The sequence below is a fragment of the Austwickia chelonae NBRC 105200 genome (genome assembly GCF_000298175.1).
Classification (GTDB): Bacteria; Actinomycetota; Actinomycetes; order Actinomycetales; family Dermatophilaceae; genus Austwickia; species Austwickia chelonae.
Map to the genome: position 1 here is coordinate 677,847 of NZ_BAGZ01000005.1, position 15,176 is coordinate 693,022.

Annotated in this window: 15 protein-coding genes and 1 riboswitch; all 15 genes read right to left on the bottom strand. The window is 68.7% G+C overall.

The window, feature by feature from the left end; genetic code table 11:
- Positions 1 to 12: 12 nt before the first annotated feature.
- Positions 13 to 276: a phosphoribosyl-ATP diphosphatase gene (locus tag AUCHE_RS06140; RefSeq protein ID WP_040321711.1), complete on the bottom strand. Its 264-nt coding sequence runs from the start codon at positions 274 to 276 to the stop codon at positions 13 to 15.
- A gap of 93 nt (positions 277 to 369) precedes the next feature.
- A complete protein-coding gene (gene ribH / locus AUCHE_RS06145; protein ID WP_006502415.1) occupies positions 370 to 858 on the bottom strand; it encodes a 6,7-dimethyl-8-ribityllumazine synthase in 489 nt (162 codons plus the stop codon).
- A 167-nt stretch (positions 859 to 1,025) separates the two neighbouring features.
- Positions 1,026 to 1,751: a nicotinamide riboside transporter PnuC gene (gene pnuC, locus AUCHE_RS06150; RefSeq protein WP_006502416.1), complete on the bottom strand. Its 726-nt coding sequence runs from the start codon at positions 1,749 to 1,751 to the stop codon at positions 1,026 to 1,028.
- The gene (gene ribH / locus AUCHE_RS06155; RefSeq protein ID WP_006502417.1) at positions 1,748 to 2,245 is read right to left on the bottom strand and encodes a 6,7-dimethyl-8-ribityllumazine synthase; all 498 of its coding nucleotides are present in this window, start codon (positions 2,243 to 2,245) and stop codon (positions 1,748 to 1,750) included. Before ribH (AUCHE_RS06155) ends, pnuC begins: the two co-directional genes overlap by 4 nt.
- Positions 2,246 to 2,247: 2 nt before the next feature.
- The gene (locus tag AUCHE_RS06160) at positions 2,248 to 3,570 is read right to left on the bottom strand and encodes a bifunctional 3,4-dihydroxy-2-butanone-4-phosphate synthase/GTP cyclohydrolase II (RefSeq protein ID WP_006502418.1); all 1,323 of its coding nucleotides are present in this window, start codon (positions 3,568 to 3,570) and stop codon (positions 2,248 to 2,250) included.
- 86 nt (positions 3,571 to 3,656) lie between these two features.
- The gene (locus AUCHE_RS06165; RefSeq protein WP_006502419.1) at positions 3,657 to 4,301 is read right to left on the bottom strand and encodes a riboflavin synthase; all 645 of its coding nucleotides are present in this window, start codon (positions 4,299 to 4,301) and stop codon (positions 3,657 to 3,659) included.
- An 11-nt stretch (positions 4,302 to 4,312) separates the two neighbouring features.
- Positions 4,313 to 5,326 carry a bifunctional diaminohydroxyphosphoribosylaminopyrimidine deaminase/5-amino-6-(5-phosphoribosylamino)uracil reductase RibD gene (ribD, locus tag AUCHE_RS06170; RefSeq protein WP_006502420.1) on the bottom strand — a complete coding sequence of 338 codons (1,014 nt, stop codon included), beginning with the start codon at positions 5,324 to 5,326 and terminating at the stop codon, positions 4,313 to 4,315.
- Between the two features lie 264 nt (positions 5,327 to 5,590).
- Positions 5,591 to 5,724, bottom strand: a riboswitch (FMN riboswitch).
- A gap of 85 nt (positions 5,725 to 5,809) precedes the next feature.
- Positions 5,810 to 6,739: a PfkB family carbohydrate kinase gene (locus tag AUCHE_RS06175; protein ID WP_081578147.1), complete on the bottom strand. Its 930-nt coding sequence runs from the start codon at positions 6,737 to 6,739 to the stop codon at positions 5,810 to 5,812.
- Entirely contained in the window at positions 6,736 to 7,479 is a 744-nt protein-coding gene (locus AUCHE_RS06180) for a nucleoside/nucleotide kinase family protein (protein ID WP_006502422.1), read from the bottom strand. Before AUCHE_RS06180 ends, AUCHE_RS06175 begins: the two co-directional genes overlap by 4 nt.
- 131 nt (positions 7,480 to 7,610) lie before the next feature.
- The gene (gene rpe, locus AUCHE_RS06185) at positions 7,611 to 8,270 is read right to left on the bottom strand and encodes a ribulose-phosphate 3-epimerase (protein WP_006502423.1); all 660 of its coding nucleotides are present in this window, start codon (positions 8,268 to 8,270) and stop codon (positions 7,611 to 7,613) included.
- An 80-nt stretch (positions 8,271 to 8,350) separates the two neighbouring features.
- Complete coding sequence (locus AUCHE_RS06190; protein WP_006502424.1) at positions 8,351 to 9,826, bottom strand: RsmB/NOP family class I SAM-dependent RNA methyltransferase; 1,476 nt, start codon at positions 9,824 to 9,826, stop codon at positions 8,351 to 8,353.
- A 128-nt stretch (positions 9,827 to 9,954) separates the two neighbouring features.
- Positions 9,955 to 10,890 (bottom strand): methionyl-tRNA formyltransferase, encoded by a 936-nt coding sequence (fmt, locus tag AUCHE_RS06195; RefSeq protein WP_006502425.1) that lies wholly within the window; start codon positions 10,888 to 10,890, stop codon positions 9,955 to 9,957.
- Between the two features lie 3 nt (positions 10,891 to 10,893).
- A complete protein-coding gene (gene def / locus AUCHE_RS06200) occupies positions 10,894 to 11,439 on the bottom strand; it encodes a peptide deformylase (RefSeq protein WP_006502426.1) in 546 nt (181 codons plus the stop codon).
- Between the two features lie 36 nt (positions 11,440 to 11,475).
- Positions 11,476 to 12,852, bottom strand: coding sequence for an MFS transporter (locus AUCHE_RS06205; protein WP_006502427.1), 1,377 nt, complete (start codon positions 12,850 to 12,852; stop codon positions 11,476 to 11,478).
- A 138-nt stretch (positions 12,853 to 12,990) separates the two neighbouring features.
- Entirely contained in the window at positions 12,991 to 15,009 is a 2,019-nt protein-coding gene (locus AUCHE_RS06210; RefSeq protein ID WP_245706815.1) for a primosomal protein N', read from the bottom strand.
- Between the last annotated feature and the right edge of the window lie 167 nt (positions 15,010 to 15,176).

Genomic DNA, 15,176 nt, shown 5'->3' on the forward strand with positions numbered 1-15,176 from the left:
GGGCGCCACCGGTCACAGATGTCGGTACACGTCCTCCAGGGTCAGACCTTTGGCGATCATCATGACCTGCACGTGGTAGAGCAGTTGGCTGATCTCGGCGGCAGTTTCCTCGTCGGACTGGAATTCGGCGGCCATCCAGGACTCGGCGGCCTCTTCCACGATCTTCTTGCCGATGAAATGGACCCCGGCGTCGAGTTCCGCAACGGTGCCGGAACCGGCAGGGCGGGTGCGGGCCTTCTCGGCCAACTCGGCGTAGAGGTCGTCGAAGCTCTTCACGTGCGTCAGGCTACCGGCCGCGACCGTCATCACGTGTCGTGGCCCGTATCCCGGTCCGTGGCCTCGCTCTTCCCGGTCCGGTCCCGTCCGGGGTCAGTCGGGGCAGGCGTCCACCGCACGCAGGACGGTCGCGGTGGCCAGGGCCGTCATGCCTGCTTCGTAACCTTTGGACTCCCGTGAACCGTGCACTCCGGAACGGTCGCGGGCCTGCATCTCATTCTCGCAGGTCAACACCCCGAACCCGATCGGGACGCCGGCCGCGGTCGACACCCGGGACAACCCCTGGGTGACCGACTGCGCCACGTATTCGAAATGAGGGGTCCCGCCCTTGAGGATGATCCCCAGGGCTACGAGAGCGTCATACGGCTGATGGACCAGCCGGGCGCAGACCACCGGAAGCTCGAAGGCACCGGGGACCCGCACGATGTCCGGTTCGTGGACACCATGTTCGGACAGGGCCAGCTTCGCGCCCTCGAGCATCCCCTCCATGTACTCCCGGTGCCATCTGGCTGCGACGATCGCGACCCGCAGGCCGCTTCCTTCGACATCCCACCCCGCGTACGTATCGTCCTGAGCACCCATCCGGGGACCTCCTCGCGCCGGCCGCGATCGTGTGCGGCGACAACACCGTGACCGGTACGGGCACGGTGTCCCCATATCGTCACGGGAACGGCGGACCTTCGGTTCTCCACCGCAGAAGACGCCGTGGACGAACGACGAATCGGCCCGCCACCGCGCCGCCGGCGTGATCAGGCAGGTCGTACTGCGCTCGTCGGTGGCGGGGATTCAACTCCCTGATCGGGGTATTCCGCCCTGGTAGCCCGCACCCACACGGAGAACCCGTAGAGCACCAACGCCCCGTAGACCGCGTAGAGCACCGCGCTGGGGTAGTACGTACTGTGCCAGAGCAAGGGCACTCCGACCAGGTCGACCGCGATCCAGCAGAGCCAGAAGTCGTTCCACCCCCGGGCCATGGCGAAGGTCGCCACGATCGAGCCGGTGAAGATCCACGCATCGGTCCAGTAGTACCAACGCGGAGCCGGCCATCCGGCGCCCACAGCGGCGAAGACACCCTGGGCGACCACGACGCCCACCGCCCACACCGCGAGATAGACCATGCGTTCCCGGAAGGACGCCCACCGAGGGGTGATCGCCGGTGCGTCCTTGGCCCGACCTCGACTCGTCTGACGCCATCTCCACCAGCCGTAGACGCTGGTCATGATGAAGAACACTTGGCGGGCCGACTGCCCGAACAACGGGAACCGGCCATCGTCCAGGCTCAACGCCGTCCCGAAGAAAACGGTGAACAGCAGGACGTTGCCGATGATCCCCGCCGGCCAGGCCCACACCCGTCGGCGCAGGCCACCGACAGCCGAGACGAAGCCGAAACCGTTACCGATGATCTCCCTCCAGTACAGCGGATAACCCCCGACGCTGATCTTGGCTTCGAAGAGATCACGCAGGATGTCGATCACCGTGGAACTCCTTGGCCCACCGGCGGTCCAGGATGCCCGGACAAGATCGCCGCCGTGGCCACTGCTGCCTGCGCAGCCTCCCGCCCCTTGTCCTCGATCGAACCCGGTAAACCGGCCCTCGCCCGAGCCTGTTCCTCATCATCGCAGGTCAACACCCCGAACCCGATCGGGATGCCGGTCGTCACCGACACCTGGGTGATACCGGTGGTCGCGCCGGAACAGACGTAATCGAAGTGCGGGGTCCCCCCGCGGATGACGACCCCCAAGGCGACCAGGGCGTCGTAGGAGGACGCCAGCCGGGCACAGGCCACCGGGAGTTCGAAAGTCCCCGGGACCCGTACCAGGTCGACCTGCGGACAACCGGCCTCGGCCAGGGCCCGGGTGGCCCCCGCTATCAGACCGTCCATGATCTCGTCGTGCCAGCTGGACGCCACGACGGCCACGCGCAGCGCGCCGGCGTCGGGGGTCAGGGTCGGGGAACCGTGTCCGGCCATGGTCAACCTTCCGTAGGAGGGGCGGGTGAAGGAATGTGCTGGTCCTGGGAGAGAAGATGCCCCATCCGGTCACGTTTCGTGGCCAGATAGGCGACATTGGCCGGGTTCACCCCGACGTGGTGCTCCCGACGGGAGAGGATCTCGAGGCCGAATCCCTGCAGGGCCGTGATCTTCGACGGGTTGTTGGTGAGCAGGTCGAAAGGACCGACACCCAGGTCGGCGAGGATCGCCGCCGCGCCCCCGTACTCGCGGTCGTCGACCGGCAGGCCGAGACGCACCTGGGCGTCGACCGTGTCCACCCCCTGGTCCTGGACCTCGTAGGCGGACACCTTCGACAACAGGCCCACGCCACGCCCCTCGTGACCGCGGACGTAGACCACGACCCCGCCCTGGGTCGAGACTGTCTCCAGAGCCGACTGCAGCTGCGGCCCGCAGTCGCAGCGCAAGGATCCCAGTGCGTCTCCGGTCAGACATTCCGAATGCACCCGCACCACAGGGCGTTCCCCCAACCCCAACGGGCTGACCAGGGCCAGGTGCTCCGCTCCCGTGACCAGGTCGGCATAACCGATCATCCGGAAGACCCCATGTGCGGTGGGCAGCTGAGCCTCCCCACGACGAACCACCCGGTGTGCTCCGGGGCGGCGTGCAAGGGCACCGGCTACGGTCTGCGACACACCCGTCGGGCGGTCCGCGTCCTGAGCCTGAGCCAACCAAGTCTGCAACTCGACGATCGTGATCACCGGCAGTTGATGGGCCTCTCCCAGGCGCAGTACGTCACCGGCTCGCATCATCGTCCCGTCGTCGTGGACGAGCTCCGCGATCGCCGCTACCGGGGACAACCCGGCAGCCCGGGCCAGTTCGACACCGGCCTCGGTGTGACCGGCTCGAGCCGCGACCCCTCCGGGATGCGCCCGCAAGGGCAGGACGTGTCCGGGTCGGACGAACTGCTCAGGACCGGACGACGGATCGGCCAGCAGACGGATGGTCCGGGCCCGGTCCGCCGCGCTGATACCGGTACTGACCCCGGTGGCGGCATCGCAGCTGACCGCATAGGCCGTGCCCCGCGGGTCCTCGTTGTCGACGACCATGGGGGGAAGCCCGAGCTCGTCGGCACGTTCGGCCGTCATCGGCACGCAGACATAACCCGAGCTGTGTCGGATCGTCCAGGCCAGCCATGAAGTGGTCAAGGTCTGCCCGGCCAGGACGACATCGCCCTCGTTCTCCCGGTCGGCGCTGTCCAGGACCAGGACCGGCCGGCCGGCGCGCATCGCCGCCAGCGCCGCCTCGATGGTCGCGAATCCGGTCCCCACCATGTTCTCCCCCATCTCCGATATCCCCGGTATCGATTCCCCTGCTCGTGCCGTCACCTGCGGTGACACCATCCGGCTCTGCTCATCTCCCCGACGGCCGGTCACGGCCTGCTCCCCTCGTCGGCCGCCGGTCCCCCGACGCGATCCACCGCGGACGGGGCTCGGCCCAGAATCCGCTCGACGTACTTACCGAGGACATCGACCTCGATGTTCACCACAGACCCCACCTGGAGCTCGCCCAGGGTCGTGTCCCGCAAGGTGGTAGGAATCAGGCTGACGGCGAAGGTCTCTTCGGTGAGCCCGGAGACCGTCAGGGACACGCCGTCCACGGTGATCGACCCCTTCAGGACCACGTACCGGGCCAGTTCGACCGGCAGCGAGAAGGTCAGCACCTCCCAGTCCTGACCCGGTTCCCGCCCCAGACAGGTGGCGGTACCGTCCACATGGCCCTGGACGATGTGTCCCCCGAACCGCCCCTGGGCCGACATCGCCCGTTCCAGGTTGACCGGGCCACCCACCTCGACCGTGCCGAGGCTGCTGCGGTCCAGGCTCTCCTGCATCACATCGACGGTGAACTCCTCGTCCTCGTGGCCGGTCACCGTCAGGCAGACCCCGTTGACCGCGACAGAGGCGCCACGGACGGCGTCCGTCGTGACCAGCGGCCCGCGGATCCGCAGCACCACCGAGTCCGTGCGATGTTCCATCGCAGTGACTCGGCCGATCTCCTCGACGATTCCGGTGAACATGAACAGCCTCCTCAGTCGACAGGGTTCAGAATCAGACGGATGTCGTCGCCGAGACGCGCCACATCCTGGAGTTGCAGGCGGTATGCCTCGGCCAAGGTGGTGATCTGGGGACCGAACAGAGCAGACGGTCCCGCGCCCAACAACATCGGGGCGATATAGGCGACCACCTCGTCGACGAGCCCCGCCTCGAGGAAGGCCCCGGCCAACGTGGGCCCGCCCTCGAGCCAGACATGGCGGATCTCCCGCTCGTGGAGTTCGGCCAGGACCTCGGCAGGGTCGTGGGTGTGCAGGAAGAGGGTCGGTGCGCTGCCGTCTCGCAGATGAGCGCCGTCGGGCAGGTCTCGATGCCCCACGACCACCCGGTAAGGCTGTCGGCCGGTCAGCGCGCCATAGGAGTCCCGCACGGTCAGTTGAGGGTCGTCCGTCAAGGCGGTCCCCGTCCCGACCACGATGGCCCCGCACTGGGACCTACGTTCATGGACGTCGGCCCTGGCCTCTTCGCCAGTGATCCACTGGCTGGTGCCGTCCACAGCCGCCGAACGGCCGTCGAGCGTGGCCGCGTACTTCCAGGAGACCACCGGCCGCCCCAGGTACATCGCCCACGACCAGAAGGCGTTCAAAGCTGTCGCTTCCTCGGCCAGGACCCCCGACTCCACGGCGATCCCGGCCTCGGCGAGTACCTGCGAACCTCCGCCGGCCTGTTCAGTGGGGTCTTCCTGGGCGAAGACCACCCGGGAGATGCCGGCACCGATCAGAGCCTCCGTACACGGCCCGGTGCGACCCCGGTGGCGGCACGGTTCGAGAGTCACGTACAAGGTGCCGCCCCGCGCCCGCGTCCCGGCCTGGATGAGTGCGCCGATCTCGGCGTGCGGGGTCCCCGAACCGCGATGATGGCCGACCGCCACCAGGTGTCCGGAGGCATCGGTGATCGCCGCCCCCACCTGCGGATTGGGGTCGGCCGCCGGACCTAGCACGGCTGCAGCCAGCGCGATGCGCATGAATTCCTCGTCGGCGGTGCTCGACACCCTCGTCCCTCCTGCTCCTCGACCATGCTGTCGAGCTCCGGGGACGGGCGGAGGATCGGTGAACGCGTAGTCGAGCCCCTCTTCGGGGAAGGCAGTACACGGCCGGACCTCCGCGCTCTGCCCCCGGTGTCCGACGCAGGCTCCTGGCGAAGCACCCCGTCGAGGACCCATCGGGTCCGAACACAGGACGAGCACGTCCGAAGACGTGCTCGCGTAGGGCTACGACGACGTAGTCACCGCCGCCGAACCACCATCTCAGGTGGCCACGTGCGCCTCCCATCCGGACTTTCACCGTCGGTTCCGGACTTTCACCGGATCCACCGTGAACTCGCGAGCGAGGACAACGGGTCGCGGACTATCACCGCCGGCTCGGAATTTCACCGACCCCGGAGCACGTGATCCCCAGTATGCCACCGTGCAGGTGTCTGCTGCGAATGAATCATATTTTTCCTGATTCGACCGTTCGACGACGAAGAAGACCGCTCATGGCAGAGGTGGGACCGTGGACATCCACGAACGAGCCCCTTGCCAGGACACCCGGGAAGAGGCCGTCCTCGCCGCCAGGCCCACCGCTTCCCCAAGATCCATCCCCGCAGCCAATCCGGCCGCGAGCGCTCCGTGAAAGGCGTCCCCCGCACCCAGGGTGTCCACTGCCGTCACCTGCGGCGGGGTCACCCGTCCTCGTTCTCCACTCGACGTGGTCCAACGGATGTCCCCCGGGCCGTCGGTCATCACCGCAGCCTTCGCCCCCGCGGCCAAGACCAGTTCCATCGCCGCGTCCGGCGACCCCGCCAGCGCAACCGCGTAATCGGCAGAGCCGGCGACGATGTCCAACATCGGCATCCACCCCTGGACGTGGGATTTGACGCTTCCGGCATCGACCAGGGTGATCGCAGACGCCTCGCCCCTCCCCCGGGAGCAGTGCACCGACCTGAGCGCGCCCTCCGCCGCGACGGGATGGTGGCCGTCCACGAGCAGAACACCTGCCGTTTCCACGGCCAGAGTTGCCTGGGCGTCCAAGGGCCACGAGGTCGACAAGGCCCCCGGCGCGACAACGGTCCGTTCGCCGTCTTCACCCACCAGACAGGAAGCGACCGGCAACTGCCAACCGACCGGAGCCAGGTCGATCAGACGCACATTCCACTCCGCGAGTTCGGCGCGGACCAGCTCGGCCGCGGCGCCGCGCCCGACCCCGGTGACCAGCGTGGCCGAGCCCGACAACCGGGCAGCACAGATGGCGGCATTCGCTGCGGGACCCCCGACGGTGACCTCGGCCGAGGAGGACACCGCCTTGCACCCCCAGAGCACCGGCCCACGCACCCGTTGGACCACGTCCAAGACGGTGAGCCCGACGCAGGTCACTCCGCCCCGGCTCGTCCCGTCCGCCCTGCCCGTCCCTGGGCACGAGCTCATCCTGCCTCCTCCTCGGACAGGGCCATCCGGACCACGAAATCTCCTCGGCTCCGGGTGCCCCGCACCAGTTTCGCGTTCTCCGCGTCAGCGCCCACCGTGACCCGCGCCCGGGCCTGGGCCCGGCTCAGACCGTAATGGGCATGCCGGTTGACCAGACGGAGGATCCTGACACGTTCAGGGACCTCCACGAACCACACCTCGTCGCACAGCTCGCGGGCCTGGGCCCAGGGACGCTCAGGCAGGAGCAGATAGTTCCCCTCGGTGATGACCACCTTGGTCGACGGACGCACCGGGACGGATCCGGCCACCGGGTCCTCCAACTCACGCCGGAACTCCGGAGCCCAGATCGTCTGGTCGTCCTCGCTGCGCAGGCGGCGTAGGAGCGTCAGATATCCCTCGACGTCGAAGGTGTCCGGCGCACCGCGGCGAGTGGCCCGTCCCATCCGGGAGAGCGCCGAGCGGGACAACTGGAAACCGTCCAGACCGACCACTGCGGCATCGACGCAACAGGCCGCCAGATAATCGGCGTAGACGGTCTTGCCCACCCCCGGCGCCCCGGTGATACCAAGGACGACTCGGCCAGGTGATCGCTCGACCAGACGTACCAGCCGGGTCCAGGCCTCGTCCTCGTCGAGGACGATCTCTTCACCGAGCTGTTCGTCCTCGATCACGACACGGGTTCCCGCGACCTCCTCGGCGTCTTCGTCATGTGCGAGTGCCTTAGGCGAAGATCCGTTCACAGATGCGACTCCTCCCTGGCGAACCGTGCCGAGGGCGCCGTGAGGAATCCCCCCAGCAACACTCGGACAGACATCAGAAGTGTTGCTGCACAGATTAGTTGCCAGAGGTCAGTCGACCGGTTCTTCCGCTTTCAGCGGTGGGCGTGTCGGCCCGCCAGGTCTCGTAACTCCGCCACCCGTCCGGAGACGTCCTCGGCTCCGTAGACCGCGGAGCCCGCGACGAAGACATCCGCGCCGGCCTCGGCGCACTGTTCGATCGTCGAGGCGGAGACCCCACCGTCGACCTGGACCCAGATCTGCCCCCCGTGGCGACGGACCGACTCCCGGACCGCTCGCACCTTCGGCATCTGGTCGGCCATGAAGGACTGCCCACCGAAACCGGGCTCCACCGTCATCACCAAGACCATGTCGACCTCCGGGAGCAATTCCTCGTAAGGCTCCCACGCCGTTCCCGGCTTCAAAGCCATCGACGCCCGCGCGCCGGCCGCCCGGATGGCCCTGGCCACGGAGACCGGGTCTTGCGCCGCCTCCACGTGGAAGGTGACGCTCCCCGCCCCGGCTTCCGCATAGGCCGGCGCCCACCGGTCAGGGTCCTCGATCATGAGATGGCAGTCCAGCGGAACCGGACTCACTTTGAGCAATGACTCCACGATCGGGAGGCCCAAGGTCAGATTCGGCACGAAATGGTTGTCCATGACATCCACATGGGCCCAATCAGCGTCACGGATCGCCTCCAACTCGGACTGGAGATTCGCGAAATCGGCGGAAAGGATGCTGGGCGAGATCTGCACCCGGACATCCTACTGAGCGGCGCAGCGCCCCCTCCACGGTTGGCTCCGACCTCGCCCGGCAACCCGGAGGCCGCGCACCCTCACGACGTCCGACGCAACAAAGCCGCGAACATCCCATCCGTACCGTGAAGGTGTGGCCACAACTGCACCGACGCACCCTCCCCCGTCCGGTCGACACGTCCGTCGGACACCTCGGCGAACACCGCCCCGGTATCCAACTCCTCGACCCCGACACCCCTCGCCTGCGCCCGCTTCATCGCGTCGGCCACGACGAAACGGGTCTCCGCCAGATGAGGACTGCAGGTGGCGTAGAGCACGACACCGCCCACCCGGACCGCTGCCAACGCCGAATCGAGCAGCTGCCCCTGGACCGCGGTCAAAGCCGCCACGTCCTGCGCGGAACGACGCCACCGCGCCTCGGGACGACGCCGCAATGCGCCCAGTCCCGTACACGGCGCGTCCACCAGCACGCGGTCGTAGACGCCAGGCTCGAGCTCGCCGATCTCCCGTCCGTCCCCCACCCCCACGTAAACCTCCGTGCCGGCCTGGACAGCGGCAGCCACGGTCTGACGTACCAGACGCGCCCGGTGCTCACTCACCTCGTTGGCGAAAAGGACCGCAGGATGGCTCGCGGCCAGTGCCGCCAGCAAACCGGCTTTCCCTCCCGGACCGGCGCACATGTCCAACCACTGCTCCGACGACGGGTCGCCGTCGTCGGCCGCGCCCTCCTCGCGCGGCACCGGCAACAGCGGCGCCGCCGCCAGCGCCAGGGCCACCAACTGGCTCCCCTCGTCCTGCACCGCGGCCCGCCCCTCACGCACCGCCGGAATCGCCCCGGGATCTCCTCCTGCGGTCAGCACCGCCGCCGTCCGCACTGTCGTGGACGCCTCCGCACCCGCCGCGACGAGCTCGTCGACCCCGGCCAACCCCGGCCGGGCCACCAAGGAGACCGCCGCCGGGGCATTGTCCGCACTCAGGAGCGCAGCCAGCGCCTCGTCGGCCTCCGCTGCCGTCACCGAGCCATGCCCGATCAGCGCCGAGCGCAACGCGCGCACGATCCACTCCGGATGAGAGGTCTCCACGGCCAGCCGAGCCCCGGCGTCGGCGCCCTCACCGGGGGAGACGTCACGCAGCCACGCCTCCCGGTCCTGCTCGCTGATACGGTGCATCACCGCGTTCACCAGACCCGACACCCCCGTGCCATGGGTCTGCCGGGCCAAGGCCACAGTGGTGTCACAAGCGGCGTGGACCGGAACCCGCATGCCCAGCAGCTGATGCGCCCCGAGACGCAGGACGTCCACCACCGAATCGTCCAGCTTCGACAGCGGCCGCCCGGCCGCCCGAGCCACCACGAGATCGTAGAAGCCCCGCATCCGGGTGCTCCCGTAGACCAGCTCCGTCGCAAAAGCGGCATCACGACCGGTCACCTGCGCGGCGCGTAGACGCTTCGGCAGCTCGAGGTTGGTGTAGGCCCCCTCGGCGACTGCTCGGGCCACCTCGTATGCCACCAGACGCGCCCGGTCGACCTCCCGATGCCGCTGCGCCGGGCGGGTCACCGACCGACGTCGCGGTCCTCGGTACGGAGCCGAAGCCTCCGTCGAAGATCGTCGTCCTCCCCCACGCTCCGAGCCCGACCCGCTCCGTCCGGCTTCGCCGGATCCGCCACGCCTCGTACCCGACACGTTCACTCTCCCAGGATCTCGTCGGTCATGACCCGCGCACCACGAGCCCAATCGGCTGCCGCCATAGGCCGTTTGCCCTGCGGTTGAACCGTCCCCAGCCGCACCGGAGTCGTTGCCGTCCCGACGAAGACATCCCGCCGGGTCACCACCATCGCCCCGGGGGAAACCGGTCTGACCTGGTCGTCGTCGACCGGGATGACCGGGCCCAACTTGATCCGACCGCCCCGGAAAGTGGTCCATGCCCCCGGGGCAGGAGTACAACCCCGGATGCGACGGTCCACCGCCGCCACCGGCATACCCCAACGCACCCTGGCGTCCTCGGTCGTCAGCTTCGGCGCGAGGCTCACCCCGTCCGCAGGCTGAACCACCGGTGAGGCCGCTCCGGACTCCACCGCGTCGAGCGTCGCCACCAGCAAGGACGCGCCCGCTGAGGCCAGCCGATCCAAGAGTTCCCCAGCGGTGTCCTGCGGACGCACCGGTTCGGTCATCGCCCCCAGCACTGGCCCGGTGTCCAGGCCTTCCTCCAACAGGAAGGTACTGGCGCCGGTGAACTCGTCACCGGCGATCACCGCGTGCTGCACCGGCGCAGCGCCCCGCCACGCCGGCAACAACGAGAAATGCAGATTGATCCATCCGTGGGTCGGGACGGCCAGGACCGGAGCAGGCAGAAGATTGCCGTAGGCGACCACCGGGCAGGCTTCGGGTGCCAGCTCAGACAACCGGCGAAGGAACTCCGGATCACGCGCCGACACCGGGGTCAGCACTTCCACCCCGGCCTCGAGCGCCTGTTCCTTCACCGGACTGGGGCGGAGCGTACGACCCCGGCCCGCAGGCGCGTCCGGACGGGTGACCACGGCGGCCACCTCATGAGAAGAATCCAGCAAGGCCGACAGCGAGGGCACCGCGACCTCGGGGGTACCTGCGAAAACGAGACGCATTCCTCACCACCCCCGACCGAAGGTCGGGTGGGGACTGACCTTCACCGTCGGTGGCGTCGTCCCGGCCCACTCGGCAGCCCGGATCGCCTTCATCGCCAGACGGCGTTGCTCACGGTCCAACCTGTCGACGAACAGGATGCCGTCCAAGTGATCGGTCTCGTGCTGCAGACAGCGCGCCAACAGCTCCGTCCCCTCCACCCGGACCGGCTCCCCGTACATGTCCACTCCGGTGGCCACCGCGCGCAGCGCACGCGGAGTGTCCACGTAGACACCGGGGATGGAAAGACATCCCTCGTCCCCCTCCTGTTGTTCCTCGGAGAGGTCGAGCACCGGGTTGCACAGGTGACCCAGCTGACCATCGACCCACCAGGTGAAGACCCGCAGGCCCACCCCGATCTGAGGTGCGGCCAGACCGGCCCCAGGAGCGTCGCGCATCGTGTCGGTCAGGTCCTCGACGAGCTTGCGCAGTTCCTTGTCGAAATCGACGACCGGTGCAGCAGGGGTGCGCAGCACGGGGTCGCCGAACAGCCGGATGTCCTGGACAGCCACGAGTCTCCTTCAGCGAAAAGAACGGAAACCACCAGTTTACGGGGCCTCGCGCCGCCTCTCGCTGTTCGTCGTCCAGTGCTCGGGCTCCGCACCGGGAGCGCTGGCCACCGCCGTCCCGCCCGTGCGCGGCTCCGCCTGCTGGGGTTCGATCGTCGCAGGTTCGACCACCGGGGCCTTCGGGGAGTCCGCACCCACCGGAGTACTCCGACGCATCGTCCTGACCGCCGGTACCCCCAGCGCCGCGGCGACCACCGCGAGGAAGAAGACACCCGAACCGATCAGCGTCGGTTCAGGTCCGGCGATCTCGGCCGCCGGGCCCACCGCGAGCTGCCCCAGCGGCAAGGCCACGAAGGATCCCAGGCTGTCGTAGGCAGTGACCCTGGAGAGATACCGTTCCGGGACGTTCTCGTGGATGGCTGTCTGCCAGGTGATCATGAACACCTGCACCCCGGCGCCCGCCACCAGGCAGCAGACCATGACCACGACCAACGACGGGTGCATGGCCAAGGCGAACAACGGCAGCGCCAAGGCTGCCATCCCGACCATCCCGACCAGCAAGGGACGCACGATCCGCGCCCGCAACATGATCAGGGTGCACACCAGCAGACCCACCGCCTCAGCGGAGACCAGCATCCCCCAACCCTGCTCTCCGATCCCGGGATCGCTCTTGGCCACCATCGGCCCCAAGGTCGCCCACGCGCCGGCGTGCACCGCGTTCAATACGCCGCAGGCCAGGACGATCACCCACAACCAGGTGAAGGAGATGAACTCGGCCCATCCCGAGCGCAGCTCCTTCCACATCGTCGACCTCTCCCGGTCCGTAGCCGCGCTGACCCGGACGAAAACCATACAGAAGGCGGCCAACGCCCAGGTCAAAGCATCGAACGCCAGCGCCCACCCGGCCCCTACCGTCACCACCAGAAGGCCGGCCAGCGCCGGGCCGATCACCGCGAGGACACTCCGGCTGAAGGCCAACAGGGCGTTGGCCTGCTGCATCACCGCCCGGTCCACGATCTGTGGCACCATCCCCTGGATGGCCGGCATCGTGAAGGCCGTCATCGCCCCGTTGAGCGCCTCCAGGACGATGACCGACTCCAAACGGGCCTGACCGGTGATCACCAGATAGGCCACCAACCCTTGGGTCGCTGCCGAGGCCACGTGGGAGAGCATCAGCACCGTCGACCTCGAGAAACGATCCGCTACGACCCCGCCGACCAGCAGAAGCACCACCAAAGGGATGCTCCGCGCGGCCAGCACCTGCCCCAGCGCGGTCACGGACGACGTCATCTCCAGCACCGCGAAAGCCAAGGCGATCGGCGCCATCACCGACCCAGCCGTGGAGATGAACCTCCCCACGAAGAACCACACGAATCGCGCGTCCTTCAGCGGCGCGAACGCGAGACTCCCGCCCATCCGCCGTCTCCCTAGGTCGTCGCTCCAGCACAGTGGCAGCCTCCCCCACGACCGACATGCCCAGCCTAGGACAGGAAAGGCTCGAACGACCTGACGAAGAACACTCTTGACGCGCGCTTGACCTCAGCTTTCCCTTACTCAGAAGTCAACGACCCCGACCCGGACGGACACCAGATCCGACTCTGCCCGGGCTCCCCGGACCGCCCGGGCAGCATGCAGACCTCGGGCGACCTGTATGCCGAGCTCGTGTGGGGCACGCAAGAGCAGATGGACATCGTCGCTGTCCGGTACCGGAAGCGGTCCCAGCCGTTCGACCTCCGACGGAAGACGAGCGATCTCGACTAGGTCGGACACAGCTCGACGTCGTCCCCTCAAGGAAGCCACCCAGGCGGTGGGCGGCAGGTGCAGCTCAGCGCGCTCGGCCAGCTCCCGGCCGGCGAACCACTCCGGCGCCCACCGTGCCAAGGCCTCCACCGCGGGCACGGCCGACGTCTCGGGTACCCCGGCCAGAACCACTCGGCCGCCCGGGCCGGCCAGACAGGCAGCCCCCATCCATCGGCGCAGGGCCTCTTCGCCCGCGTCGAGCACCGGACGGTCCAGACTTGCCCAGGCGTCGAGCAGGAGCACCGCCGCGTAACCCAGATCGGCGCGCGGTTCTGCTCCGGGAGTGGCCACCACCACTGCCGGCCGTGCCTCGACGGACCCCACCAGCGAGCCCGCCCTGGAGTACAGCACCGGCACCCCGGGGAAGGCCCGGCCCAGTTCCTCCACCGTCCGTTGGGCGCCCATCACCCGGATCCGCAACCGGAACGCTCCGCACAGCACACAGCAGAAATCCGCCGCGGACCGCCCGCACCATCGGCAGCTCGCCACCGACGCGCCTTCCTGCCAACTCAACGGGCCGGAGCACTCCGGACATCGAGCCGGCGCCCGGCACCGTTCACAGGACAGCGCCGGAATATATCCCCGTCGAGGCACCTGCACCAGCACCGGCCCCGTCTCCAGGGCTGCTCGGGCCGCCCGCCAGGCGATCCCGGGCAGATGGGCGCGTGCAGCAGGCCCGTCGCGTTCCTCGTCCAGTCCTTCGCCGGCGATGCGCACCTTGGGTGCCGCGACCCGACGCTCCTCTCGGCCTGCCAGGACGTCCTTCAACCGCCCCTGCTCGACCAGGGCCTGTACCGCAGCGGTACGGGTCACTCCGCCGACCAGGACCGAGGCCCCGGCCAGTTCGGCCTGAGCCAGCAGGATCTGGCGGACGTGAGGATACGGAGATCTCTTCTCCACATGGTTGCTGTCCCCGTCGTCCCACCAAGCCACCAGGCCGAGGTCCGCGACCGGGGCGAAAGCCGCGGCCTTCGTCCCCACCACGACCCGGACGTACCCGCGCAGGATCTTCAACCATGCGCGGTACCGGGCCTCCGGTCCGGAAGCCGCGGTGAGCACCACGTGACGGCCCGTCCCCAGTAACCGGGTCAGTTCTCGGTCCACCAGTTCCACGTCCCGACCGTTCGGGAGGACGATCAGTGCGCCGCGTCCCCCGGTGAAGGCCGCCCGAGCGGCCTCGGCCAGAGCCGCAGGCCAGTCGAGCGTCGGATCGTGGCGGGTCGTGGCGGTCCAGGCCGCAGAAGCGTCCTCCCCGCTGGCCAGCCTGCGCAGCAAGGTCTCACCGGCCGGATAGATCGACCATGCCGATCGTTCCGGCGCGGGAGGAGGTTCAGTCAGGCTCTCGGGTGCGCGCAACTGTTTCTCGGCCCGGGCGTGTCGAGGGGGAACCGCGAGCCGGGCGACATCGGCGAGAGTCCCCGCCTGTTCGTCGGCGATCCGGCGTGACAGCCGGGCCAGCTGACCGGTCAGAACCGTTTCCGGGCTCACCACCCTGCGGAGCGGGGACAGACGTCCCTCGTACTCGGGGCGGGACCGCCGCTCCAGCAGATATCCGTTCGTCTCGCGGCGCGAGAAGAGCACCTTCACCCGGACGCCGGGTTGGGCGGCTTGATCCAGTTCGGCGGGAATCGCGTACTCGAACCCCCTGTCCAGGTGGGGCAACGGAAGGTCCAGAGCCACCACGGCGACCGGGTCCTCCTCGGCCAGCGGGATGTCGTTGTGCACCAGTACCGGTGACCGGAGCTCGTCCAGTGGGATCAGGGCCTCGTCCACTGCTCCCCACATCCCCTCGTGGTCACTCTGCCCGACGACGGTATTGCGTCCGTCCCCGTGGCCTGGTCCCTGCCCATGAAGGATGTTCTACCGCATCCACCCGACAGGCCAGAGGACCGCCGGACCGGTATCCCCGGATGTCCGACGGCCCCCTGACCCGAATCGGG